The organism is Paenibacillus amylolyticus, from assembly GCF_047302515.1.
Classification (GTDB): Bacteria; Bacillota; Bacilli; order Paenibacillales; family Paenibacillaceae; genus Paenibacillus; species Paenibacillus amylolyticus_G.
In genome coordinates this window covers 6,057,197-6,084,009 of record NZ_CP168019.1, presented here as the reverse complement: position 1 = coordinate 6,084,009, position 26,813 = coordinate 6,057,197, and the positions used below count along the sequence as shown (strand labels likewise).

The following is a 26,813-nucleotide window of genomic DNA, read 5'->3' as shown; positions in this document are numbered from 1 at the left end:
CTTATATCTCATCTGGAATATCAAATGACACCATCGTTCCCTCACCCGGCTCACTTACGATCGATAATCCCTGACCATAACGTTGTAGCAATCTGCGGTTTGTATTCACAATGCCTATTCCGCCTTTTCCACCTGGCGTAGCATGTAGCAGCTCTGCAACCTTCTCCGGTTCGATGCCTTTGCCATTATCCTTCACCTCAATACGGGTATAACCCTCATGACGAGTGATCGATAGGCATAACGTACCGCCTACATTGCGGCTTAATAGTCCGTGTCTGACGGCATTTTCAATCAAAGGCTGAATTGATAGCGGCGGGAGAAGCAACGGGAGGTCCGGCTCTACGTTTAATACCACCGACAATCGATCTTCAAATCGTGTTTTTTCAATAAAAAGATAGGCTTCAACGAGTTCCAGTTCATATGATAATTTCACCAGTTCCCCTGTGTTGAGATAGTTGAAGCTGATCCGTAAATAGGATGAAAAAGCATCGCCAAGCTTCCGCATATGCTCTGTATCAATATCACTTAAAACCATAAGTGAATTCAGGGTATTAAACAGGAAGTGAGGCTGAATCTGAGCCTGTAAATAAGCGGCCTCCATGCGCAGGCGCTCTTGGATAGACTGATTTAGCATGGTCAATGCACGTATCCGATATTTTAGTTCCACCGCATCTACAGGCTTCGTGACATAATCATTGGCCCCCGACGCAAACCCCGTGTAGATATCTGGCGGCTGACTTCGTGCCGTCAACAGCAGCACAGGAAGCTCCGACATCGAGAATTGTTCCCTCACCTTCTGGGTTAACTCATAGCCGGACATATTGGGCATCATCACATCCGTAATGAGCAGATCCCACTGACGTGTGCCGAGCAATTCCATCGCTTCCTGACCCGAACCCGCTGTAGTTATATCATATGGTTCCGTCGAAAGAATGCTGACCAACACATCCAGATTCACCGGATCATCATCCACAGCCAGAATGGTGGCTCTCCCCTCTTTTAACAACGGAGCCATCTCTGCTGTCGCCAAGGCTTCCGCGTCCCCCATACCTGAGCGGGGTAACAGAAATCCGCTAGGTGCATCTTCCATCATCTCGGCGGCCTGTTCCCAGATTAGAGGTAGCTGCGACTGAGCCTGATGGGTGGCTTCATCCGCGAGTGGTAGATCGAAGCTGAATACCGAGCCCTTTCCGAGTTCCGAGTGGACCGTAAGCGCCCCGCCGTGCAGTTCTACGAGCTCTTTGCAGATGTTCAGTCCAAGCCCGATGCCTTGTCCATCACTGATTCCATACGACCCTTGTTCATACGGGAGGAAAATGCGCATCCGTGTATCCTCATCCATGCCAATACCTGTATCCGTCACATGAATCAGAGCATGTCCTTCACGGATTTCGGCACTTACGGATATCGTTCCTTCCTCTGTATGTTTAAGCGCGTTATGCAGTAGATTATACAAAATCTGGACAAGCCTTTCTTCATCACCCATCACCTGAGGGAACGATTCCGGAATCTCCATATGAAGGAGAACTGGTTTTCGTTCTGCCATGAACTGCAACATGGCGATAATGCCAGGCACAACCGACTGTATGGAAAGAGGCCCCTGACGTAACACAATGCGGTGTTCCTTCAACCGGACTACATCCAGTAGATCACCAAGGAGATGGGACATCCGACGACCGATCGTAATCAGCAACTCCATATCCTCCAGGCTCCGTTCATCCAGCCTGTTTTTCTCTCGGGTGACCACGTTGTGAGCGATGTTAATGATCCCGTGCAGTGGAGTCCGCAGTTCATGTGATGTATTCGCCAAGAACTGATCTTTAATTTTGTCGCCCTTCTGCAGCTCTGTATTCAGCTTTATATTCTCCCTGACATTCCTGAAGTATTTCTTGAACCAATAGGCAGAGAAGCCCGTAATCGCAAAGATGATGTCGATAGGATAATAGACAGTTGTCACATCTTTGGCTGTCTCGGCCACACTCCATATCAGGTTGGATGTAATACCTCCTGCAGTAAGTAGCAGAAAAACAATATCCCGGTCCGCCTGTTTCCTGAAGATCATCGTTCCGACGATGTATAGAAACCAGATCAGGGATACAAGAAAGAATAGATTAATAACGTTGTAATAGATCATGGCATATGTAATATGAATGGGCACCACCACAATCACGGCCGTATAGATCAAGGTCATGACAACATGCCACTTTAGCCATGCCTTTCGTACATGAACCACCGTTAATCTCTGGAATAACAGAAGGATACAAGCATTTTGCAGTAACAATGAGATCAATCGAATTTTAATGCCCCAGGTATAATTAATTGGAAGCCATAACATCAATATATTGTCATGACCCATCGTAACCGTGATGCCAACAGATAAAGTTAATACGGCTCCAACCAGCAAGGAACGTTCCTGTCGATTAAATGCGTAAAGAATACAGGCATACATGCCGTGGAGGAGCATAACCAGAAAGGTGAGCATCTGAAAACCAATGGAATACCAACGCGAAAAATCAACGGCTGCCTGTGAACCAAAGCGAACAGGTTTGCTAATTCCGCCCATATACGGGCTATCGTAATTGGCTACACGAACCAATAGTTCAATGGAGGTTGTTCCTTCCTGATCATAGGTCGCTGTATATGAAGTGCTTCGGGGTATATATGTACTGCTATCCGCGGAGACCTCACCCATACCCCCGTCGTTGTATCCATTCATCTCAACCTCGGATGAACTTCGGATTCCCTTGAACCAGAAAGTTACCGGCGTCTGAAGTGGATCTGTCAAAATGCGCAATCGATATGTTCCGTAACCGTACGAACTCTCTTGTTCCTGATTCTGTGCACTCCCCCAGTCTCCTGGGACCTGAACACTCTTCGCACCGCCATTCCTCTTCGCAATATCTTGTTGGGTCAGCAACTCATCCGGGTAAAGTTCCCATTCCCCATTCAAATACATGACAGGGGACTGATCCAGATCCACATCTCTCAAATCAAGCACCCCGTTAACGGCGCGATGCTCATCTACTGTGTGGAATAGCTCAGACCATACCGAGCGCATGCCAATTAACACTCCAAAAATGATTAGCATGATGATCAAATATTTGTAACGGTCCATACGTTTCGTTTGAAGTAATTTCATTAATTATTTTTTCATGACTTTGGTTAAACCGAGCTTCCAGTCCTGATACCATTCCGTAATGTCCTCACTGATCGGTATCTCCAAATCTTGCTCCATTCTGGTGGTTAAGAGACGATACTGCTCCTCCACACCGAGATCGTTGTGCATTTCATCATATAACTTCATTAGCATAAAATAACTTTCTTCTTCATCCGGAAGCATATGCTGGATACGTTGTGTACTCTCGACCACTTTCTCCGCCAGCCCATGCTGCTGGTAATACAGACTTAGTTGTCTCATATGATACAGCCACAGATAGCGTAATCTTTCCCGCTCAGGTTCAGCCCACATGTATTCATAATTGCCAAGATAGGTACCCTTATATAGATGAAGCGCTTGCTCATAGACATGAACGGTACTTGCGTCTACGACTTTCCATTGCCTGATTTCCCGTTCCCACTGCTCACTATCCAACTGAGCCTCACCCAATTCGAGTCGATAGCCTGCCTCCAGGTGTCCACTCTGAATCGTGATCATATTCATATTGCAATTTTTCAGGGTTTGGCGGACATGATAAATCGCAGTGTAGAGTTGGTGTGCCGTCTTCTCCTCTTCCATTCCCGGCCACAGAAGCTCCAGCAGAACACTGCGATGGATGACCTGGTTCCGGTGGTGAAGCAAGTATGCAAACAGCTCCTGCGCCTTGCTTGTACGCCATTTAGCAACCTGAACATCCTTGCCTGGAAGCTTAAACTGAATCTGATTAAAACAGCAAATTAAAGGTACGTTTGTATCCTTTGACCGCTGCTCCCGTTTTACGCTCAGTTTCTCTCTTACGCGGCTCACCGTCTGCTTCAATCGATCCTTTTGGATGGGCTTCATCACATAGTCCAAAGCCTGTAATTCGAAAGCATGCACCGCATATTGATCGTAACTGGTCACAAATATAATTTCGGTGCCCGGTGTTGCCGCCTGAATCTGTCTTCCCAGATCCATACCATCCATCTCCGGCATATGAATATCCAGAAATACAACATCAGGACGGTGCTCCACAATACCCGCCACAGCCTCTGTTGGATTCATATATGTAGCGATAATTTCAATGCCGCTTACTTCTTTTTCTAGTGATTTTTGAAGGCCTATCAACGCTAGACGTTCGTCGTCAACCAATATCACTTTCACAGGAGCTTCCTCCTCGACCCTGAGGTCTTGAGATTTATTTTCACTATTATATCATAGGCATTTTAAGTATTTAGGGTTCTTGGTTATCCATTTTTAATTTTTAGCAATTTAATTGTATAATACTAAATAGAAGACAGGTTATCAGATCCGGTCTTGGAAGAGAGGAAGGTACCATTTGTCAGATGTTAATCAAAGCTTTGGGCAAGCCCTTGTCAAATCATTAGTGGGGGAACGCGGTCATATCCGTATCGCTCGTGCTCTACCCGATATCGATGTCACACTTGCTGCTCGTACGCACGATGCCATGCCATATACGATCTATCAGTTGGTGAAGCACATGCATTATTGGCAGCAATTCATGCTAGAACACTTGGAAGGACGCAAGCCACAGCTCCCTGCTAACGTGAGTGAGAGCTGGCCTGAGGAGAAGGGGCCACAGGACGAAGCCACGTGGAAGGCAGATATTCAGGCATTCTTGGATGGGGTTAATCAAGCCGTAGCCATTGCAGAAACTGCACAATTAGATGATCCACTGCTCTATTTCCCGGGTGAAACTAAAGCAGGACTTCTGCGCAATATCGCCTCCCATAACTCGTACCATCTAGGGGAGATTGTTCTGCTGCGTCGCTTCTACGGCGCATGGCCGCCTCCAGGTGGCGGGTTCCCGGCGTAAACGATATCTACAACAGATCTACTGAATGAATATACAGACACACCTAGGCTGTGAAAGGATGATTGTTCCTTTTACAGCTTCTTGTGGTTATAGGCAAGTAACATCTATTGAAGTGCCAATTATAACGCTCATATCCTGCTCCAGGCTCATATATTACTTCAAAGTACGTATATGACTTTGAGGTGCGTACTTCTCATCCTTCTTTTTCTGACCCACAATATGAACAGAAGAAGAGAGGAGAATGTCCATTGATACCCGAACAATCCGTTACCCGTTACACCGCACTTGTCATTGGTGCTGGAGGCGTCATTGGAAGAAACCTTATTGACTATCTGATGACACTTCCGCAATGGAATGTCATTGGTGTATCTCGCCGCGGAGGGGAAGATGCCCCTAGGTTACGTTATATATCAGCTGATTTACTGAACGAAGCAGACACACAAGACAAACTGAGTCATTTAACGACCGTTACGCATATTTTCTACGCCGCTTATCAGGATCGTCCAACTTGGGCCGAATTGGTACAGCCCAACCTGGCGATGCTCGTCAATGTGGTGAATACCATCGAACCGATCGCTCCAAATCTCCAACATATTAGCCTAATGCAAGGTTATAAAGTGTACGGTGCACATCTGGGTCCATTCAAAACACCTGCCAAAGAAACGGATGCATATCATATGCCCCCTGAATTCAATGTCGATCAGCAACAGTTTCTCGAGGATCGGCAACCCGGAAGCAGCTGGACCTGGTCAGCTCTGCGCCCTTCTGTGGTATGTGGATTCGCCCTGGGTAATCCAATGAACCTTGCCATGGTTATTGGCGTGTATGCGTCTATCTCCAAGGAGCTTAACTTGCCATTACGATTTCCTGGGAAACCAGGAGCGTATCATTCGCTTCTTGAAATGACTGATGCGACATTGCTGGCTCATGCAACCGTATGGGCAGCAACCGACCCTCGCTGTGCCAATCAGGCATTTAATATCACCAATGGCGATCTGTTTCGCTGGAATGAGCTATGGCCCAGAATCGCTGCGTTTTTCGAATTGGAAACAGCACCTCCACTGCAACTTTCACTTGCAACAGTGATGGCAGATAAAGAAAATCTTTGGAATTCCATGATTGAAAAGTATGGTTTGGTAAACACACCTTATTATGATGTCTCTTCCTGGGCATTTGGTGACTTTGTCTTCTCGTGGGATTACGATTTCTTCGCAGATGGTTCCAAAGCTCGCCGCTTCGGATTCCATGATTTCATTGACACTGAGACTATGTTTATGGATATTTTCAGAAATCTACGTGATCGCAAGATCCTTCCGTAAATTAAACAAAATGCATAATAAGCCGATCCCTGAATTTCAGAGTCGGCTTATAAATGTAACTCAACGGTCCGTAGTAGTCGGAGGCTTAAACAGAATTTTTCCTCGATCACCATAAACATTCTCCACGTGTATATCGCCCCACCTACACATCAGATGAAGAATCTCTTTAAGGCTACACCCATACTCTGTTAACTCATACTCCACTTTAGGCGGGACCTGGTGATGGGAAATACGGACAATGACCCCCGCCTCCGTTAGTTCACCAAGTTGCTGCGTCAGCACTTTCTGGGTGATCGCAGGGATCAGTTTCATCAGCTCACCATTACGTTTCTTGCCAAAGGTAAGATGGAATAGAATAACAGGCTTCCACTTTCCCCCGATCACTTCAAGAAAAGCTTCCACTGCGGTGTTATATACTTTGAGCGGTTCCTCCATATCACCTTCTGTCTCCCTTCCAGGCTATTGATCAATCTTCCCGATTCATCTTCTCAAAAATATGGACTAATTGCGCTCGATCCTCTTCGTTTAATTTCTGGAATAAATTCTTACGCAGCTTCTGGCCCTCCAATATTGCTCTTCCGAGGACTTCAGCCCCTTTATCCGTAATGTTCAAATAAATAATGCGACGGTCCGCTTCATCTACCATTCTGACGACTAATTCCTTGGCTACCATCTTGTCAGATAAATAACTGAGTGTAGGCGGAGTGAACCCTAACATTTTTGCAATATCCGAAGGTCGGCTTTTTCCATTTTGATGGAGATGGCTGAGTACAAGCACATGAGAAACACCGAGGTCCTCATTGAATGATTTGTTCCATTGTATGATCAATTTATTAGTGAAATTATCCATGTTGTGTATAAGCTCAAAAATGTTCTGTTCTTCCATTAGATCCTCCTCGAAAAAATAAACAACAGCCCTAATTCAACTTAAGGGCTGTCATCATTTTACACGCTATTGGGCTGAGTAGCCACCATCGATCACCAGTTCAGATCCTGTAATGTACGAAGAATCATCCGACGCTAGGAACAACGCGGCTTTGGCAATATCAATAGCCTGGCCCAGACGCTGTAAAGGCGTTGCCTGAATTAATCGTTCAAGCAGTTCCTTTGATGTGTTCAAGGATTGGGTCATAGGTGTTTCAATGATCCCAGGAAAAAGAGCATTCACCCGAATACCTTGACGTCCGAAGGTGGTCGCAGCGGCTTTGGATAATGCACGTACCGCGCCTTTAGATGCCGAGTAATGGTTAAAGCCTTGTCCAATCAAAGCAGTGTATGATGAGATATTGACGATGGAACCTTTCTTCTGGGCTGCCATATAAGGAGTGACATGTTTCATGCCAGCGAATGGGCCAAAACCATTAATGGAAAGCATTTTCTGCCAATCCTGTGCATTGATTTCCTCAAATGGCTTCTCCGAAGAAATGCCTGCATTGTTGACCAAAATGTCAATTTTCCCAAAACGTTCATTCACTACTTTCGCCAGTGCCTGCCAATCTTCATCCGAAGATACATTCAACTTCAGTCCGTACACATTCTCTTTTTGGCTTGCTCTCTCCAGTGCTTCCTCATTAATGTCTGCAGCAATGACGATGGCGCCTTCCTGCGCAAAAAGATCAACCATGCCCTCCCCGATTCCCGAGGCTCCGCCAGTAATAATGGCTACTTTATTATCTAATTTTCCCATGTGAATTGCTCCTAACGTATTTTATTTATTTGTAAGTAACAAGGGCTACTTTGTCTTTCATTCTTAACATGATGCATAAGCCCCTTTCTTGAAGAAACCAAATTATTTAGACATATAATATTTAGATGACTAAATATTATATGTCTAAATACTAGCAAAGTAACTGCCTTAATGCAACGAGTACAGCTCTATATACTTATTTTGGATATCTTAGCGAAGCTAACGCAATTGAAAAAAAGCCCGGTTTGGGCGACATTTCTGACTTATCGCGCATAACTAGGCAACAAAAAAACTGCATCCGTCATTACGGATGCAGCCTTTTCAACGTTTCGTATCAAGAGAAGCTCATACCTTTAATTACAGTGAACCTTCAAGGTTTGCAGGTTGATTTTCCTCATTCAACAGACCTTGAATAAAGGTTTCAAAATTGGGCGCAAGCCAAGTAATCTTGTAGCTTTCTTTTTTATCCACATGAACAACCTCGGGCTCACCAGCATTGCCGGATTCACGATAATCCAGCATCACCACCTCCGAATCGGAAGGGCACTCACAGATAACAACACCGATTTCGGGGTACCCCCCCTGCTCGATGATAAATCGGCTGCCAGCTTCACCACCTAACGAATGTGCTTTCTCCCGCCCAATACCCAATATACCCGCGACCTCAATGCGGACCTTCTTGGCAGCCTCTGCTTGGCTAACAGGAAAATGCCTATAGTGGGGAACGCCCCCATTATGTAATTTCATCATGTTAATATAGGATGTTGGCAGCTTGAATACCAACTGCTCCTCCACTGACTCGACCTGTTCATCGGTAGGCGGGGCCAACACATATTGATCCACGGCTTCAGCACTGTCATTCCAAAAACCCGTTGGTTCCAGCTGGCTAACGCTAAAAGGTGGGGTTGAGACTTCAGAGACAGATGGGACGTTATCTACGAGCTTCTCTACGGATTCCTCCTCCTCCATTTTGCTTCGAATCCATTCCAGAAACTCCAGCGTATCTTCATCGTCAGGCTCCAATTGATCCGCTCTTTCGAATGCTTGCAGCGCATGAGCGTATTGTTCCAGATAGTAGTAAGCCAGTCCAATCCGATAATGCCAGAGTGGGTCACCTGTGCCCTCTTTAGCAACCGTCAGGAATTGTTCAACCGCTTCTTCATACCGTTCCAAGTTATTTAGCGCTCGTCCCAAATGGTTAACCAGCTCATAATCTCTTTCTTCCACAGGAATTGCTTGAATTGCATCTACAATTTCCTGAAATTCATCTTCTTCATGCCACTCTTGCAATTGAACCAACAGATCGTCTCTCATTCCTTTTTCCTCCCCGTTCATTCACTCATGATTACGTATTGAAAATTATACCTTATCCGGATCACCATCTCCAGCAAAGCAAGATCCTTAGGGATCTCATGAATCGATATCTTTTCATTTCCGATGACAAAGTTAAAAGAGGTAACCTGAACCCGGTTAAGAAAACCAGGCAGGCTACCTCCTATATTCCTTCCACTATATTGAATTCTTCATTCAATTCAGCAACTCAACACAATCATAGACCCAACCTGCACTTAACCAATTACCCAAGTCACTTGAACCGCTGATTGGCGTAATCGTGATAGTATTGGAACCATTCAGGAAGTAGGATGCTGGAACATTCCAGCTAAAGGTTGTGTTGTTCCCACGATACGTACCAATGGTGAAGCTGCGAGAATTGGGCTGTGAAGATGCAGCAGGATTGGTTAAAGCATGTCCATTAACCGTTACACTAGGTCTGCCATTATTGTAAGCTGCGGTAATACCGATGTTGAGCGTATGAGAAGCTGCCGCTTGAGATGCATTCAAATTAAACGTTATTGTGGTTGGAGAATTCTGACCACGGAACTGGATTGCCGGGAATCGATTGGTCGCGCTACCGGTGGCATAGGTGACAGGTCCCCAGCTTGGGTTGCGACTATCGGAAGGGTGACGGATCGGAATCGTCTGTCCATTCAGGAACTCCCGTGGTGTACCATCCCAGTTGCCGATTCGCCAGATGTTAGAGGCTTTACTTGGGTCATTGTTGATCGTACGTGTATTCAGAGTCGTCGTTTGTCCTGCCGTGACATTAACCGTTTCCGTATATACGGCCAGTTCTCCCTTATATGCTGTCATGGTGTACGTGCCCGGAATCATGCTGTACTTGGCTGCCGCCCCACTTGAAGACGTCCCCACCCAATACTGGGCGTTGCTATTGGCGAACCCAATTGTGTAAGCATACCCTGTATCCATCCCGGAGAGACCATTAAGTACCACGTTCCCCCGACTGGATACCCAACCCTGCAGATTCAGACCAGACATCCAGCTGAAATCGGGTACACTTGGCGTACCTCCCGTTGTAAAGATCAAAGCGTACGGCCCATGCAGACCCAGGCGCCAATTCTCCGTCTGTGCATGTCCCGAGTTCATATAGTTATATACTTCCGTCTCTGTTCCACTTTGGAACTGGATATCGCGGAAGAATGGACCACCAGAGCTTTTTTCCCGATTGCCGTAGGCCATAAATACACCGACGCCATTCCCCGTAACTCCACGAACGGATAGATCTTTGGCCTGATCATTACCATAATATTTGGAGGCCGACTGTCCATTTGCAAACCCGAACACATCCTGACTTTCAATCGCTCCAGTGTTACCTCGGTTGTTTGAATTCGCCGGAACACCTGTCAACACACTACCATTACCGCGGAAAATGTATCGCAGCTCCCCGATCGAAGGTTGAGCCGTGATATGCGTTGCCATGTATATGATGTTCTCGCCACCACGCGAAGCATAATAGTGAGTTAGCGTGCTTGTAGATACCGTGATTAACACGGTTGATCCAGAAGGAGAGGTATTCCAAGTCACATTGGCGGAGGAACCCAAACCTGAACCGATGTGTGATCCTCTATTGCTGTTCAGCTCCGTACCGTTCATTTTGGCCGAGATAATATCCCCATTGGTTTTGTTCACCACGTAGACTAATCCTGAACCGGTGTTTACTTCAATTCTGGAGCCGTTATCGGTCACATTAATAGTTGCCGCGTGTCCAGTAGATGCAGGGTATACAGCGGCTGTTGCGATCATAACGACAATTAAAAACAAACCAAGCGCCTTTCTCACTATACTTTTGGTCATGAGTAATTCCCTCCTTGGAATCTCTTTTATAAAGCGCTTACATTATAATGTATAATAATTGACACTTCCGTCCCATATCGATATGTCTGCTATGCGGGCATGTCCATAGTCACTGAAATGTTATGTCTGCGTGCGTATAGAATAGAGTCATCACTTCATGTAAACCTGATTTCGCCACCCCCTTTTTAAATCACTCTTCTACATACAAGTATTCTTACAATTCCAATAAAATAATACCATTATATTACATAAATTTGCAATGAAAACGGCTCGTATATCCGATAGCAAATTCTGAAAACAAAAAACGCAGCTTCAAAAGCTGCGCCCGCAGATACCAAGCTAGAGACAGTATCATCTCTTCCGAATAGGTATCCATATCTCACTTCTATATTGCTCTACAGTAACATCCTTGTGCTCATTCCATAATATTTCCGGACCCTCACTCAGCTCATAGTCCGATGAAGGAAACCATTCCGCGTAGATCCGGCCCCACACCTCCTGAAGCGTGCCTGGAAACGGGCCAACGACAGTAAATACAGCCCACGTCGAAGCAGGAACCTCCAGCTGTTCCAGGCCTTCAGGCGTCTCTTTTGTCGTTGCTGCACCAATGTAATGATCCAGTTCTCCCTGTTCCGCCATACGTCCCTCACTGAAATGGGCCGAAGCACTAATTAAGCCCAGAGGTTGGACGTTCGATGCCCCCTTGATCGTATCAATCAATTCCGGTGTAAGACTCTGGTACATCGCAGCGATATCTGGATTTACCCCTTGGAATACGATCGGCACCCTTTTACGAATACCCACGATTCGAAAAGCCTCTTTATCTTCAATACGGTAGTTCATTTCGCTTCCTCCTTGAATGGTCAGTTGAAATGTCATCCGCGGGAAGGCTTTAAGGGATGGACCATGGTTTCGCGCTTCGGAGGGCGTAGTGCCATGCATGCTTTGAAAAGCACGCGAGAAAGAATCCGGCGATGTATACCCGTATTTTAGTGCAATATCAATGATTTTGCTGTCACTTTGACTTAGCTCCATGGCCGCAAGTGTCAAGCGGCGACGTCGAATATATTCCGAGAGCGTTACACCACTAAGAAAAGAGAACATGCGTGTAAAATGATACTCCGAGCAGCAGGCAATTCGGGCAATCTCCTTCATGTCCACGACGTCCATCAGATGCTCCTCAATATAATTCAAAGCTTCATTTAACCGCCTCAGCGTATCCATATCATCCCTCCCACGTTAATTTAAGCTTAGCAAAGTCATTCCCTTTGCATCCGACATTAGCTGCACCATTCTGTAGGCTCTTTGCATTTAAACCAGAAAAAAGAGCAGCATCAGCTACTCTTTTCTAACCTTGATATTCACATATCGCTAGTATTCAAGTCAAACAGGTCAAACCAGATACTCCGCCATAATCTGCTCGATATCATAGGGTGTAACGCCTTGATCCACCGAATAGATTGTATCCGCCTGATCTATTGTATCCACCAGTTCTCCTCTAGCTTTGGCATGGAGCATGAACAAGTCGTGCAGATCGGGTTTGCGTAAATTCGTTAGTGCTTTACCCATCAGCACGATACCTTTCTGATTCCCCTCTACGTTATTGTAGTATTCCGGATATCTGGTCAGCGCCAGGTCTGTCCAGATGACGGTGCGTTCGACCAGATCCATAATGACAGGGATCGCAATCTGCGTATCCGCTGTAATATCGATTTTGTTAGCTACGGTAGACGGTTCGAAAATCTCGCCAGACCCCGGCTTCTTCCGCATCATCCACCCTACAAAACATTCCGGCAGATCACAATACGGATGACTGGTAAACGAAAGCAGTGTCGCCACCACATATCGTCCACCATAGGCCACGATGGATGGAATATGCAGATCAATGAACTCACTTGCGCCATAAGGTGCGGTCACGATATCTCCGCTATGAACAGCCTTATAGTTCAAGGATCGCAGATTCGTATAAGAAATATGCTCCACATAGTTCCAGTCCTTATCGTACATCACCGCAGACAAGTCAATGTCCACACGCCCTGTAGACTGGCCATTCACGTCCCCCTCTTTCCACCAGTTGAAGAAACGAATGGTATCACCCTCTGCCATCGGCACACGGCTTCCACGAACGATGGTACGTAGAGCCTTGCTTGCCGATCTCTGGGAAAAGGGTACCAGATAATCATGAAGCAGTGGATCAACATAGGTCTTTCCAAGCGTGGGAAGGACAGCGAAGCGCTCTACCAGCGCCCGCTCGCATAATTGCACGACCTCCTGACACGTGGCTTCATCGATGTCTGGCAGCTCATTCGGAACAGCAAAGGCTTTCGCTACATTGCCTTTTGGGAAGAAGACACGCAGATCCTGCGGTTCATTACGCTGTGTAAAATGCTGTCTCACTTGCAACAAGACCGGGGTAGATACCTGCTCCAAAACCTCACCAAATGCCAGCAGTACATACGCTTCATCTTCAGTCATCCGCAACAAGTGATCCAGTCTTCTCGCGAATTCACCTGGACGCTGTGATAACAGATCAATCAGACTCCATACATTCCGATATTGGAAGGCAAGCTCCACACTTCCGTTGAAGGTCGAGTAAGGCTTATTATTACGCAAAATATCAAAGGCTTCTTCGCATCGCGGATACCGAAGCTTATATTCCGAAGGATGCAGAATTTCGCCAAGGCGAATCCAGCGATCCTTATAACGCAGCATATCCTCCGTGATGGAGCCACATTGCTCCAATAATCCGAGCAAAAGGCGTCTCTCGCGACGTTTGAATTTCCGGAAGGGAGAAGCCACAGCCAGGCTGACATCACCATCGGACCAGGCAACAGCCAGACGGAGGACATCACTTGCCGTTTTGAAATACGTACCGATCCGGTCGATGTTCGCTTTTTCATGCTTCAACAGCGAGGCGACCACAAAGCCCACATTTTCTTTGAACGGAATCTCAGTGGGTAATAGCGCATCCACGTCTTCCGGGTCTGCATGCTCCAATACCGTGTCGATATCCGCCTTGTCTGTTTCCGAGATGGAACCTTTTGCTTCAATGATTTGACGGATGAGTGTCTGGAATGCTTGCTGGTTTCCCAAACCAATGACTTTCAAGTCCGTCTTCTCCAGCAAAGGCATTCTTTCCACAGATTGTTGATTCGCATAGACTACAGTCAGGTTGGTCAGATAATGAATAATTGCATTAAGGTATAACTCGGCCTCATCCGCTTGCATCACCTGCATCGGGAATCCTGCATACATCGGTGTGTACTTCACATGTGCGCCGACCATGACTCTTAGATCAGCCACAAGTTGAATATATACTGCTTCAAATTGTTCCTTGGACAGCTGCCGCATCGCCTGCATTAACTCTTCCGAGAAGGTGTAACCGAGTGCTTCAATATTTTTGAGGGCAGTCGCCAGATATGTCTTCGGCAACTGTTGTTTCCCTTCGTTTGATTCGATAATAAGTTTGTTCGCTCTGCGCAAATAGATTGTATTGTTCATGATAAAAGAGTCCAGGAAAGCCACATCCCTATATAACGTGAAAGGTTAGGGTTAGAAGGAAGGAAGGAATGTGATAGCCTGGACGCCTCCTCTCTGAAATAAAGTCTTCAGGAGAGCTGCGACCCTATGATCTCCAATGATTGTAGAAGGAAGGATCGCAATAGCCTGAAGGCCAGCGGTTCAAAGTTTGTCACCCAAACCTCTGGTGAACCCATCATCTCAGATTCCACGATCTGCCAACAGGGCGAAAGTATTACGACATGAATTTAAGATTTTAATGAAATAGAAAAAAGCCTTTGCCGACCCCCAATGTCAGCAAAGGCTTTTCATTTTAAATTGTGTTTATTGATCAATCAAGTTTGTTACTTTCAACATTCTTGCAATCAATGCAGTAACCTCGGCACGAGTCATCGTGGTCTTTGGACTCAGCACCTCCGGCCCATTACCTTGGATGATTCCGGCTGCAATCAACTGGGCTACATCTTCTTTTGCCCAATTCGATACATCCGCTGCATCACTGTAACGTTCCAGTTCAGAGTTCATCTGATCCGGGGTGATTGTCGCATCCGGCTCAATCAGACGGTAGGCACGAGCAACCATGGCAAATCCTTGCTCACGTGTGATCTCCTGATTACCGTAGAAGTTCCCATTATCGTAACCGCGAACGATACCGAATTCATTCGCAAGGGCTACCGCGGAGCGGAACCATGCGGAATCGTTAACGTCAGGGAATAGATTCTGTGGTGCATCCTGACGCATTAAGCCCAGTCCAAGCACAACAATCTCGGCAAACTCGGAACGAGTAACCTGTCGGTTCGGTGAGAATGTGTTATCTCCGTTACCTTGCAGATCTAATCTCGCAGCGATGTTGTTCACATCGGTTTTGCCCCAATGGGATCTGGCATCTTCAAAATCCTGCGGATTCCAGATGACCGAATAACTTCCGCTGCTACGCAAGTCATTAATGAGCGCGTAGTAACGACTATTGATCTTCGTGACAACCGTTGGTACATGGAAGATGCTACCGTCCGGGTTGATAATCACACCTGTGGTAATCCGGTTCGGGTCGATACCTTCCGGAAGTGCAATATACTTCGGTGCATAACCGTTCAGCTGGCCGGATCGCACGGTCTGTCCATCTTTCGTAAACGTCAGATCCAGATCAACCGGTGTGACAAGTAGCTCGTATCCTTGGGATGCGGCTCTTGTCTCGGCGCTGTCAATCAAAGCATCCGAGGAACGTGCGATATCAACATGGACATCAATATCATTCAACGCTGCATTACCAAGCTGTCTGGACACACCATTCACGTCCATTTTACCGCCAGGTACCGGATAGATTGCCAGCGGATTGCTAATGTTTAGTTTGGAACCTTGATCCACTAATTGTTTCAGAGTTTCGAGGGTCAAACCGTCCACCTTCATATGCCCATCATTCGGCGAATGAATGGCAAACTGCTGACCTGTGCCTTGTGACATGGCAACATTCAGCTTGGCTGGATCAACTTGAACCAACGTTTCTTTGTTATTAGATGGTTTGGATGTAGCAAATGGTTGATGGTTACCATCCCGAGTTGTTTCCAAATTATCCTTCACGGGTGCTGGCGTTGGCGTTGGTACTGGCGCAGGTGTAGGTGTAGGTGCTGGTGTGCTTCCACCGTTACCTCCCGTATTTCCACCGCCGCCATTGTTGCCTCCACCATTGTTACCATTGTCACTGGATGCTCTGGTCACGTTAATTTTATACTCCGTAACATGGCCAAGTGAATCCGTTACTCTAACAACGATCTTATTTCCACCAACTTGGAGCGGTAGATTCTCACTTACAGTACCACTTGAAATCTCATTCCATTCTCCATCTCCAACAGCTATTTCAATCTTCGCAAGTGGATCAAATGCCGTTGGCGTCAGCTGGAATTGATATACGCTATTTGGCACAGAGATGGTGTACGTGTCTTTAGCCGGATCAAATGCCGGAGACAAGCTTCCTGTGGATGGGATCAGCGTTTGCAACGTAGACTCATCTGTACCAATTACTTTGGTAAGTCCCGTTCTTGCATCTGTCAGATCCTGAAGCGCCTTATCTACCTGCGCTTGAGTCGCTGCCGGATCATCCAACACTCGCTGTGCTTCGTTCATCGCATCTTTGAGTGCTTCCCAGCTCTCTACCGTATATTCCGTTTCGGTTAGATTTTCACCCTTTATTCTATCATGTTCATTTTTCAGCACTGACGTGTCGACACCAGTACCAGGCTTTTTGGTAAGCCCCTTCCGGGCATCCACCAAATCCTGATAAGCCTTTTCTACTTGTTCCGGTGTTGCATTTTCGTCGTCGAACACAGATTGAGCAACTTCTAACGCATTTTGCAGCGTTTGCCATGATTCTGGTGTGTACTCCTCTTTGTCCAGTTCGCCTGTTTCAGTCTTACCGTTAATCTCATCGATTTTGGCTTTCAACTTCGCCTTATCAATAACAACAACATAACTTTTCGTATTTGATGCTTCTGAATCTGCATATGCAGGATTGTTCGTCTTCGCTGTGACTGTCACCGTGTAGTTTCCAGCTTCCAGCGATGGTTCCAATTGCGAAAGGTTAAGTACCGTTCCGGTTACTTCCTCCGTCCGCTTCGTGCCGTCTTCCAGTTCAATCGTTACTTCATATTTATCTGCATGCGCAACTGCTTCCCATGTGAACTCATCGTCGGTCAGTGTGACGTCCGGTACCGTCAAAGGAGTAGCAGCAGTTGCAATGGTAAAGTACGAGTTCGGACCAAAACTAGAGGTATTCAGGGTTACTTGGCCATTCTCAATTAAAAGTAATGAGTTTGGATTACCAAATTGAGCATCATTGCTGATCACAACATATTGAGGCAACGCCGGGTTACCTCCCGTTTCGGCTACCTGAAGTGTAATCTGTGATTCAGTCCAATTTGCTTTCTGTACCTTGAAGACACGCTCCATCCCAAGTAGTTTTTTCCCATCTTTCGTAATTGGTGTTTTGAATTCAGTACTTGCTCCATTGTCACCAAACGTAAAGAAAGAAGAATCCTTTAAGAATTCATTTTTATTTGCAGAATTGGTATCCTCAACACTGTTGCCCAATGCAATCGTCAACGTAGATCCCAGTTCCTGCGCTTTGGCTTGTTTCTGCATCAATCCGCTCTGATCATCTCGACCGATGCTTGTAATGCGATGGGTATAGACTGCGTTCTCCTGGGCATCCCAGATCGTAGCCATGTTTGAATCGACATATGAATTTGCTGTCGTCTGATCCATCGTGTAGCCATATTTGATCGCCAGATATGTGCTGACTTTTTGGCGTTCTGCGTCCGTAAGAGCATGGTCAAATACGATAATTTCTTCAATCGTACCCTGCCAATGTTCAATGCCCGTAGCTGCTGGGATCAGCTTACCGACTACTGCTCCGCCAGAGTTACCAGTATCCCATAGCTTAACATTATCTTTTCCCCAGTCATTTAGTTGCTGTACCTGCTTCATTTTACTGTACAATCTAGCTTGGTTTATACCAGTATCTCCGCCTGTCCAAGTAACAAATTGCTCGTTCGGGAAAGTCGTGCCCAAGAATCCTTCAGGGGTGTATAATGTTTGGTTCCTATCACTGTTAAATGTCGTCAAGCCGCCCCTTGTATTATTCTGAAGCATCCCCATACCCGTATAAGCACCCGGTGTTTGTACTCCCCATGAAATAATATAATTGAGGCCTCCCGTTTTATTGGTTTTGCTAACGGTAATGATCGATCTGGGGCTCTTCCCTTGAGGAAGCTTACTTACATCCAGATTCATAAAACTACTCGTGCCGTTATATTCCAATACCGGATTGAAATTGATATTATGATTTTTATCATCCCAATAAGTCGGTTGATTAGCTTCTACGTCTTGCGTTGCGTTATTTATTTTACTGCCTTGATCTTCCCAGATACTCACCTTTTCGCCGCTGGCAACTCCCATGCTCAGATCTGATCGTAGCCATAGTGCAGGGGTACCAACTCCACCTGGACCAGCTGTGCCTCCAACTGACTTATCTACTACAATAATATCCCTGCGTACGGGTTCAGCAGAGATCCCGTTATTCGTTGCTGTAACCCTCAATGTATATTCTCCAGGTGGCAACACAGAGGAAGGCGTGAATTCCCATGTGCCGTCTGGGTTGACAGTCGCTTCCCCGACTATGTTTTTAGCTGGGTCGGATTTGTTAACCATTGTAATGGTTACTACGGCCCCGGCTGTAACTGAACCTTTCAAAGTAGGTTTGGTACCCACAGTAGAAAAATCCAGGGGAGTATCCAATTCCAGATTGACTGGCATTCGGTATGTCAAAACAACCTTGTTAGCTTGATTATCATACGCAACCGCTGCCGTCGTATTGATATCAGATACAAAGAATGTCTGGTCTTCTTGCACTGCTTGATATGGGGCTCTACCGATGGCAATGTCGACAACCGGATTCGTATCTTCATCAGGCATAATCTTGGCATATACTCCAACCTTCGACCCCGATTGCATAGGACCAACCAAAGTCAGATAAGCACTACCGGTAGCTGTCGTATTCTTCAGGTACACATTACGTTGGTCCCCATCGGCATTAAAATTATCGTATACATAGGCTGTTCCACCAAAATCGAATCGAGCTTGGCTCGCATCCCCACGCATAAAAACAGCTACATTCCCGATTGTTTCACCTTCGCTTAGTTCGGTTCCCAACAGCTTGTTACCTGTTATCTGGCCTCCTGTCATCCTAAAGTTAGGACTCTGATATAGTCCCACCCCAATGATGACTCCATTTCCATCTGAAATTTCATTATCCGTAATCAGACCATCCTCAATGACCAGAGAGCCTCCTGAACCAGCACTCAGTACTGAAGGGGGATTCTCTTTTACATTGCCTGAAACCTTGTTATTATGAATTATGGTGCCCTCTTGTATGACAACCATTGAATTACCGCCGCTAGTTGATATAACGGTTGCAGGCTGACTAACACTTGCTTTCACGATGTGATTTCTAATTTCAGCCTCTTTAAAATTCACTGTTCCGCCCGCACTACTAATTCCATATATCTGGCCGTTGGTGCTTACGTCATTGCCATCTATAATGATTTTCTCAAAAGTTACACTATTCGCTCTACTCCCACCACTGATCTGAATCAAGTTTCCATTAACAAAACTCTCACCACGTATAATGGAGTATGTATGCCCCTCTGCTGAGGTTATTGTAATATTCTTCCCAGCAGAAGAGACAACCAAGGTGGAATCCTGGATGATGTTACTTTGCAGGATTACAGTTCCTGTAGTATCAACCTTTTCAAGTGCCTTTTCTATTGTTGCCACTGGCGCTTCTGCAGTACCCGTGCCAACGATATCACTTCCCGTCGATGATACGTAGATATTTCCATCGGCTGCGCTTGCTACCGGAGCAAACAGCGACGATATTGATGACAATAGGACCACAAAAGCCAAAAACGATATTTTCATTGCCTTAAATACTTTCAAATTAACTTAACCTCCTATGTGATTCGAATGTTTTGGTCATTCACTGGGACAAGCACTAACGCAAATACTCTGGTTCTTCTAAGCCCAGTTGCTATCTGACCCTCATCTTGCTTATTCTACACATAGCCTCTTACCAAACTCTTACCAAACCTTTCACTAGCAAATACAACAAAAAACAGCCTTGCAAATGAAGCTGCAAGGCTGTATATTTCCAATTAACTATTCGAATTTTTCCATTGTTGGTACCATAACTCAACTTCCAGGCCAGGACGCATACCTGCCTCTTGTTCTAAAGCGATAACCAACTGATTATATTGAGCGACCACAGGATCTTTATTACCTAATCGATCGTAGGTCTTCATTAAGGCCAGTCCGACTTCCTCCAATGATGGTTCGAATTGTTGTACCCGATAATATAGCGTTAGTGCTTCCGTATTCTGTCCCAGTTCGATGTAATATTGTGCAAGTTGCATGGCATGGTTACGCCAGAGTGCATGCAATCGCTGGCGCTCCAACTCAGCCCATATATAATCGTCCTCGCCATAATATTTGCCTTCATATTGATCTGAGGTCTGCCGATGTTCAGCTATTGTAGACGAAGATAATAGAGGCAATCGGTTAAGACGGCTCTCGGCTCTCCCATTCTTCCGCGTCAATCCTGAATTCACCCGTTTCTAATAGATATCCAAACTGTTGATAACGAATGACCATCTTGTCCTCACCCATGAATTCGTTCATCATGCTGCGTAAGCGATGGATCCCACTGTGCAGATTGGATATACCTCTCCGCTCATCCAACTCTGGCCACAACAGTTCAAGTAACGTATCCCGCTTAATCGGTTTGTTCCGATGGTGGAGCAAATAGGCGAATAACTCTCTAATCTTGGTTGTTCTGAACTTCATATGTTTTGGCGGCTCATTTGGGTGCACTTGGATTTGGAGCATCCCCAGACAATGGATCAACATGGATGGCCCTTCTGTTACATTCAGACTTGCTGACACCGTTCGGCGTTGATACATCTTCATCGTTTTTTCCAAACGGTCACGCGTTACAGGCTTCATAATATAGTCCAGCACTTCAAGCCCATAGGCCGTCAGTGCATGTTCGTTATATGCGGTTGTGAAAATAATTTCTGTTCCAGGAGAAACCTCATGGATACGTTCGGTCGCCTCGATCCCGTTCATCCCCGGCATTTGAACGTCCATGAAGACGATTTCCGGCAGATGAATTTCGATCTGATCTATGGCTTCCTGTGCCGTCAGAAAAGAGCCGATAACTTCGCAATCCTCTCTCTCTTGCAACAGTTTGTTCAACCTGCTCAGAGCGAGATATTCATCATCTACCAAAATCACTCTCATATGCACAACTCCTCTGGCTCACTGATCACCCTTTAATCTATAATTTTACCATAAATCCTGACGTGGGACCGCTATCATTTAAATATAGAATCTATGTTCCGGTATTCAAAAAAAATGTTCATCTTTGGCAGAGGGCATGCAGGAATTTGAAGTAAACTGTCGAAAACTAAAGTCTGCCATGAAACCAATAACCTATAAAAAGATACCCCGATATGTAGTGCTGTCGATTCTATTCCTGACTATTTTGCTTGGCTTTCGCTGGATATGGTCCGAGACTTTCACTATACCCGCACATCCTGAACCCATTGAAGGCTTGTTAGACCTTCGAGGCTGGGACCTCGCCAACACTTCACCCATATCCCTGGATGGAGAATGGGAGTTTTATCCCCAGACGTTAATCTCTAATCGTGACGCGAAAATAGCGGATAACCTATCCACACGGATTCAAGTTCCCGGTGACTGGCGTAATGCATTACCACAATCCTCATCGTCGTTCGGATATGGGACGTACCGTCTTCGCATACTGTTAGATCCATCTGTGGAGGAAGTCTCTCTCTGGGCTCAGAAAATCCAGACATCATCGATCATCGAGATGAACGGGACCATTGTTGCCGAATTCGGCCAACCTGCCACTCATGCCGAAGCCTATCGACCAGAAAGGACTGCATTTACGACTTCCTATGTGCTTGACGGTTCTACCGAACTCAATCTTTTGGTGCAGACAGCCAATTTTGACGATCCTTATAGCGGAGGGATCACACGCTCTCTCTATTTTGGTTCTCCAGAAGCCATTGGAAATGAACGAGGACTATCCATTGACTTGCAAAAGATTACATTCGCCATACTGATTTTGCACAGCCTATACGCTTTTGTCATGTTTCTGTTTATCCGAAAGGAACGAGCTCTGCTGACGTTCTCGATGCTAACACTGGTAGCTGCCCTAACGGTCGCTTCCGACCATGACAATCTGTTATTGAGTTGGATTCCACTCAACTTCACTTGGATCGTTAAGGCCAAAGCGTTGTCCTATCCGTTGTTCGCATTCTTTCTTTTACAGATGGCTAGAAGCTTCTCCCATAATCTACAATGGCGTAAACTGTTCCGTATGTATGCCAGCGTGCTTGGCATTTACTGTTTATTTTTGCTCGTCGCACCAGTGACCCTAATCTATCATGTACTTGAGATTGGGCTTTCTGATTTCCTCTATCTGTTTGCCATCGGCTGGTCTGTGTACCTATTCTTCCGAATGGCAGCCGAGAAACGAAGCGATGCAAGCTTTTTGCTCTTTGCGGCTACGAGCAGCCTATCAAGCGTTTTATGGGGAATTGTGAACTCACATAGCGAAATTACCAACGTGTATTATCCGATCGATGTGATCGCGGCCATGTTTGGCTTCTCCGCCTATTGGTTCAGAAAATACTTCCGCAATTCAAGTGAGATCGAGAAGTTGTACGAACAACTCAAAGAGGAGGATCGCCAGAAGGATCAGTTTCTTGTGAATACGGCTCACGAATTGCGTACACCGCTGCACGGGATCATCAATATCGCCGAGAGTATCGCGGTCCGTGAACGGCGTAAATCAGGTGGGCAGCAGGCAGAAGACATGAAGCTGTTAGTTACCATCGGCCGACGCATGTCCCAACTGGTGGATGACCTCCTTGATGTCATTCGTTTGAAGGAAAAACGTATTACGCTTCAGAAGAAACCTTTATCTCTTGCATCTGTCATTCCAGGCGTGATCGGTATGTTCCGATTCATGGCAGAGGGCAAGCCCATCCATATGCAGGTGGATATTCCAGAATCACTGCCGTTGATTCAAGCCGATGAGAGAAGACTTGTTCAGGTGCTCTACAACCTGTTGCATAATGCACTCAAATTTACCGATGAAGGTACAATTACCGTGTCCGTTCGGGGACATGGAGAGTACGTCTTGATTAAAGTTTCAGATACAGGTGTTGGTATGAGTGAGGAGATACAACAGCGAATATTCGAGGCGTATGAACAAGGGACCCCAGAGGCTCGTTTAAGCGGAGGAATCGGCCTCGGTCTCAATATCAGCAGGCAGCTCACCGAACTCCATGGCGGCCAACTCACCGTGCAATCCGTACCTGGGCAAGGATCGACCTTCCAGATCTCGCTTCCACGGGAAGACACCGCATCGCTATCGGACCAGACTGAGCAGCAATGGGATGCTCACAGCTTCGATGAAATTGCGATTGCAGAGCCACAGCAGCAGACCATATCTCAGGATAAGACTGCCGCCCGTATTCTTGCCGTCGATGATGATCCTGTAAACCTGCGAGTACTGATCTCCATGCTTGCGAATGAACCGTATCATATTCAACCCGCGGCCTCGGCACTTGAAGCACTAGAGTTGCTGGATAAGGAGCCGTGGGACTTACTGATTGCCGATGTCATGATGCCTCATATGTCCGGTTATGAATTGACCGAGAACGTACGCAAGCGTTATTCGGTATCCGAGCTTCCCATCCTGTTGCTGACGGCCCGTAACGAGCCAGCGGATGTATACGCCGGATTCATGGCCGGTGCTACGGACTATGTCACCAAACCCGTGGATGCCGTTGAATTAAGGCATCGCATCGGGTCTCTGATCGTACTGAAACAATCCATTGATGAGCGACTGCGCATGGAGGCTGCTTACTTACAAGCACAGATTCAGCCCCATTTTCTTTTTAACACGCTCAATTCAATCATGGTCCTTAGTGAGATGGACACGGAGCGAATGCAGAAACTGGGCGATGCTTTTATCGAGTATCTTCAGACCAGCTTTCATTTTGTCAATTCGGAGAAAATGGTGGAGGTCACTCATGAGTTGGATCTGTCACGTGCCTATCTCTACATTGAGAAAGAACGATTCATGGATCGGCTAAATGTCATCTGGGATATTCCAGATGATCTTGATCTTTCCCTGCCGCCACTCACCATTCAACCGCTCATTGAGAATGCTGTTCGACATGGTATTCTCAGCAAAGTGGAGGGTGGAACCGTGCATATCCGGATCATCAACCAAACAGCGTCCACCTTGATTGAGATCGAGGATGATGGTGTGGGGATGCAGCCCGAGCAGATCGAACGGGCACTGGCGTGGCCCAAGAAAGGTCCCGGCGGAACCGGAGGCATTGGATTAACCAATACACATCGCCGGTTGACCCAGATGTACGGACAAGGTTTGACCATCGTCAGCTCGCCAGGCCAAGGTACGAAAGTTTCCTTTGTCATCCCTTTGGACCGCAGTATGAGAGCCTGAGCGATAAGATCGTTTTATGACTCTACAGCGGCATATTGTACGATCCATATCCGTTTGCTCTGTGTAAGGTCTACGAGGAACGCTGTGATAGCGGATATGTTCAAGTTCAATTCCAAACCCAGGCTCGAGTTCAAGTTCCGGTTCTGATATACCAAATAAACCAAAAGAGAGCTAAGCACGGGTTTCGTCCCGGCTTAGCTCTCTTTTCTATGGCTTCATTATGATCTAACACGATAAGCTAATGGTTATACGTGCATGACATGTTTTTCATCCGATAACCCCAGCGCCTTGGCTGTTGAAGAATGAACCTCTTTGAGAAGATCCAGATTCTCCACAAGTGAGATACCGTAGGAAGGAATCATTTCCTTGATCTTTGGCTCCCATGCCTCCATATGCTGCGGGAAGCACCTCTGAAGAATCTCAAGCATGACCTGAACGGCAGTGGATGCACCCGGTGATGCACCTAACAGAGCCGCAATCGTTCCATCTGCAGACGTGACCACTTCCGTACCAAATTGGAGCGTACCCTTGCCACCCTGAACGGTATCCTTGATCACCTGCACACGCTGCCCCGCCAGAACCATATCCCAATCCTCACTCTTCGCACCCGGAACAAAGTCACGCAATTCTGCCATACGTTGTTCTTTGGATAACATCAGTTGTTGGATCAGGTACTTGGTCAAAGAGATTTCTTTGACACCTGCTGCGAGCATCGTAAGCAGATTATGCATCTTAACAGACGTGATTAAGTCGGCATTGGAACCCGTCTTCAGGAACTTCGGTGAGAAACCGGCAAACGGCCCAAATAACAGCGACTTCTTATTGTCGATAAAACGGGTATCCAGATGAGGAACGGACATAGGCGGAGCCCCTACCGAAGCTTTGCCATATACTTTGGCGTGATGCTGTTCCACCACTTTTTGATTTTTGCACACCATAAAGATCCCACTGACCGGGAATCCGCCGATATGTTTACCTTCCGGAATGCCCGTCTTCTGGAGCAAATGCAGACTTCCGCCGCCCGCGCCGATGAAGACGAATTTTGCCTTATGGCGTTCGACTGCACCGCTCTTCAGATTTTTCACGGATAATTCCCATTGTCCATCGCTGGTGCGTTTCATATTCTTCACGCTATGTTGGTAGTGGACACCCACGTGTTGTTCCTTCAAATGTTGGATCAGCATACGCGTTAAAGCACCAAAGTTAACGTCCGTACCGGAGTCAATTTTGGTTGCTGCAACAGGTTCATTACTGGTACGATCTTTCATCATCAGCGGCATCCATTTCGCCAGCTCTTTCTTGTCATCCGAGAATTTCATGCCTGCGAACAACGGGTGATTCGACAAGGAGTCATAACGTCTTTTCAAAAACTGGACATTGCTCTCTCCATGTACATAACTCAAATGAGGAATCGGCATAATGAAGTCCCGCGGATTACGAATCAGACGGCTATTGACGAGATAGGACCAAAATTGCTTTGAGATCTGAAATTGTTCATTCACTTTAATCGCTTTGCTAATATCTACGGTTCCGTCTGGTCGTTCAACGGTATAGTTAAGTTCGCACAATGCAGCATGCCCGGTTCCGGCATTATTCCATTCGTTGGAGCTTTCCTCTCCTGCAGTGGCTAGCTTTTCGAAAACCTTAATATTCCAGTCTGGTGCCAATTCTTTTAGCAAAGTTCCCAAAGTTGCACTCATAATTCCGGCACCAATCAAGATAACATCTGTACTCGTTTGTCCCTGGCTCATGTCTACCGTCCTTATATCCTATATTTGCCAAAAGGATGTAAGCGTTATCGATTTGGCATTTGCAGCAAGCCCATTCTTGAACGGGATCGCACCTTCTCTGAATGATTATAACCTTGAACTAGTGTATCAATAATATAGAGCAATTTAAATATGCAATTTCAAGATATTTGCTATTCAATCAGTATACGCTAGTTTACATCGGAACGTTAGCCCGGTTATAGGCCTGAAAGATATATTTGTTCAAAACAAAGAAAGGAGCCCGGTTTTAGGGGGACTTGGGTGATCAAATGGATG

16 protein-coding genes are annotated in these 26,813 nt (G+C 46.2%); 3 read left to right on the top strand and 13 right to left on the bottom strand.

All coding sequences use genetic code 11. The features are described from left to right. Position 1 precedes the first annotated feature (1 nt). Both ACDJ59_RS26670 and ACDJ59_RS26665 read right to left on the bottom strand, forming a co-directional pair. Positions 2 to 3,139 (bottom strand): ATP-binding protein, encoded by a 3,138-nt coding sequence (locus ACDJ59_RS26670; protein WP_413406741.1) that lies wholly within the window; start codon positions 3,137 to 3,139, stop codon positions 2 to 4. 3 nt (positions 3,140 to 3,142) lie between these two features. After that, positions 3,143 to 4,300: a response regulator gene (locus tag ACDJ59_RS26665; RefSeq protein ID WP_413406740.1), complete on the bottom strand. Its 1,158-nt coding sequence runs from the start codon at positions 4,298 to 4,300 to the stop codon at positions 3,143 to 3,145. Positions 4,301 to 4,475: 175 nt separating this feature from the next. Here ACDJ59_RS26665 and ACDJ59_RS26660 point away from each other — a divergent pair, with 175 nt between their 5' ends. Both ACDJ59_RS26660 and ACDJ59_RS26655 read left to right on the top strand, forming a co-directional pair. Next, complete coding sequence (locus ACDJ59_RS26660) at positions 4,476 to 4,973, top strand: DinB family protein (protein WP_413406739.1); 498 nt, start codon at positions 4,476 to 4,478, stop codon at positions 4,971 to 4,973. 248 nt (positions 4,974 to 5,221) lie between these two features. Then, a complete protein-coding gene (locus tag ACDJ59_RS26655; protein ID WP_413406738.1) occupies positions 5,222 to 6,292 on the top strand; it encodes an SDR family oxidoreductase in 1,071 nt (356 codons plus the stop codon). Between the two features lie 60 nt (positions 6,293 to 6,352). Here the strand turns inward: ACDJ59_RS26655 and ACDJ59_RS26650 are convergent, their stop codons facing one another. From ACDJ59_RS26650 to ACDJ59_RS26605, 10 genes are all read right to left on the bottom strand, one after another. Then, positions 6,353 to 6,727: a winged helix-turn-helix transcriptional regulator gene (locus ACDJ59_RS26650; RefSeq protein ID WP_074092828.1), complete on the bottom strand. Its 375-nt coding sequence runs from the start codon at positions 6,725 to 6,727 to the stop codon at positions 6,353 to 6,355. Positions 6,728 to 6,758: 31 nt separating this feature from the next. After that, a complete protein-coding gene (locus ACDJ59_RS26645) occupies positions 6,759 to 7,178 on the bottom strand; it encodes a MarR family winged helix-turn-helix transcriptional regulator (RefSeq protein WP_074092829.1) in 420 nt (139 codons plus the stop codon). Positions 7,179 to 7,244: 66 nt separating this feature from the next. Continuing rightward, positions 7,245 to 7,979, bottom strand: coding sequence for an SDR family NAD(P)-dependent oxidoreductase (locus tag ACDJ59_RS26640; protein WP_405171126.1), 735 nt, complete (start codon positions 7,977 to 7,979; stop codon positions 7,245 to 7,247). Positions 7,980 to 8,336: 357 nt separating this feature from the next. Further along, positions 8,337 to 9,293 carry an SMI1/KNR4 family protein gene (locus tag ACDJ59_RS26635; RefSeq protein WP_413406737.1) on the bottom strand — a complete coding sequence of 319 codons (957 nt, stop codon included), beginning with the start codon at positions 9,291 to 9,293 and terminating at the stop codon, positions 8,337 to 8,339. A gap of 213 nt (positions 9,294 to 9,506) precedes the next feature. After that, positions 9,507 to 11,132 carry a rhamnogalacturonan lyase B N-terminal domain-containing protein gene (locus ACDJ59_RS26630; RefSeq protein ID WP_413406736.1) on the bottom strand — a complete coding sequence of 542 codons (1,626 nt, stop codon included), beginning with the start codon at positions 11,130 to 11,132 and terminating at the stop codon, positions 9,507 to 9,509. A 351-nt stretch (positions 11,133 to 11,483) separates the two neighbouring features. Continuing rightward, positions 11,484 to 12,356, bottom strand: coding sequence for an AraC family transcriptional regulator (locus ACDJ59_RS26625; protein WP_413406735.1), 873 nt, complete (start codon positions 12,354 to 12,356; stop codon positions 11,484 to 11,486). A 168-nt stretch (positions 12,357 to 12,524) separates the two neighbouring features. After that, positions 12,525 to 14,633 (bottom strand): TerD family protein, encoded by a 2,109-nt coding sequence (locus tag ACDJ59_RS26620; RefSeq protein WP_413406734.1) that lies wholly within the window; start codon positions 14,631 to 14,633, stop codon positions 12,525 to 12,527. Between the two features lie 342 nt (positions 14,634 to 14,975). Continuing rightward, a complete protein-coding gene (locus tag ACDJ59_RS26615; protein WP_413406733.1) occupies positions 14,976 to 20,141 on the bottom strand; it encodes an S-layer homology domain-containing protein in 5,166 nt (1,721 codons plus the stop codon). Between the two features lie 215 nt (positions 20,142 to 20,356). Further along, positions 20,357 to 20,797, bottom strand: a complete 441-nt coding sequence (locus tag ACDJ59_RS26610) for a bacterial transcriptional activator domain-containing protein (protein WP_413406732.1) — start codon at positions 20,795 to 20,797, stop codon at positions 20,357 to 20,359. Continuing rightward, positions 20,760 to 21,500 carry a response regulator gene (locus tag ACDJ59_RS26605; RefSeq protein WP_413406731.1) on the bottom strand — a complete coding sequence of 247 codons (741 nt, stop codon included), beginning with the start codon at positions 21,498 to 21,500 and terminating at the stop codon, positions 20,760 to 20,762. Before ACDJ59_RS26605 ends, ACDJ59_RS26610 begins: the two co-directional genes overlap by 38 nt. Before the next feature lie 178 nt (positions 21,501 to 21,678). On the opposite strand from ACDJ59_RS26605, the gene ACDJ59_RS26600 reads away from it, so the two are divergent. Next, positions 21,679 to 24,768, top strand: a complete 3,090-nt coding sequence (locus tag ACDJ59_RS26600; RefSeq protein ID WP_413406730.1) for an ATP-binding protein — start codon at positions 21,679 to 21,681, stop codon at positions 24,766 to 24,768. Positions 24,769 to 25,013: 245 nt separating this feature from the next. Here the strand turns inward: ACDJ59_RS26600 and ACDJ59_RS26595 are convergent, their stop codons facing one another. Next, positions 25,014 to 26,519 (bottom strand): malate:quinone oxidoreductase, encoded by a 1,506-nt coding sequence (locus ACDJ59_RS26595; protein ID WP_413406729.1) that lies wholly within the window; start codon positions 26,517 to 26,519, stop codon positions 25,014 to 25,016. Between the last annotated feature and the right edge of the window lie 294 nt (positions 26,520 to 26,813).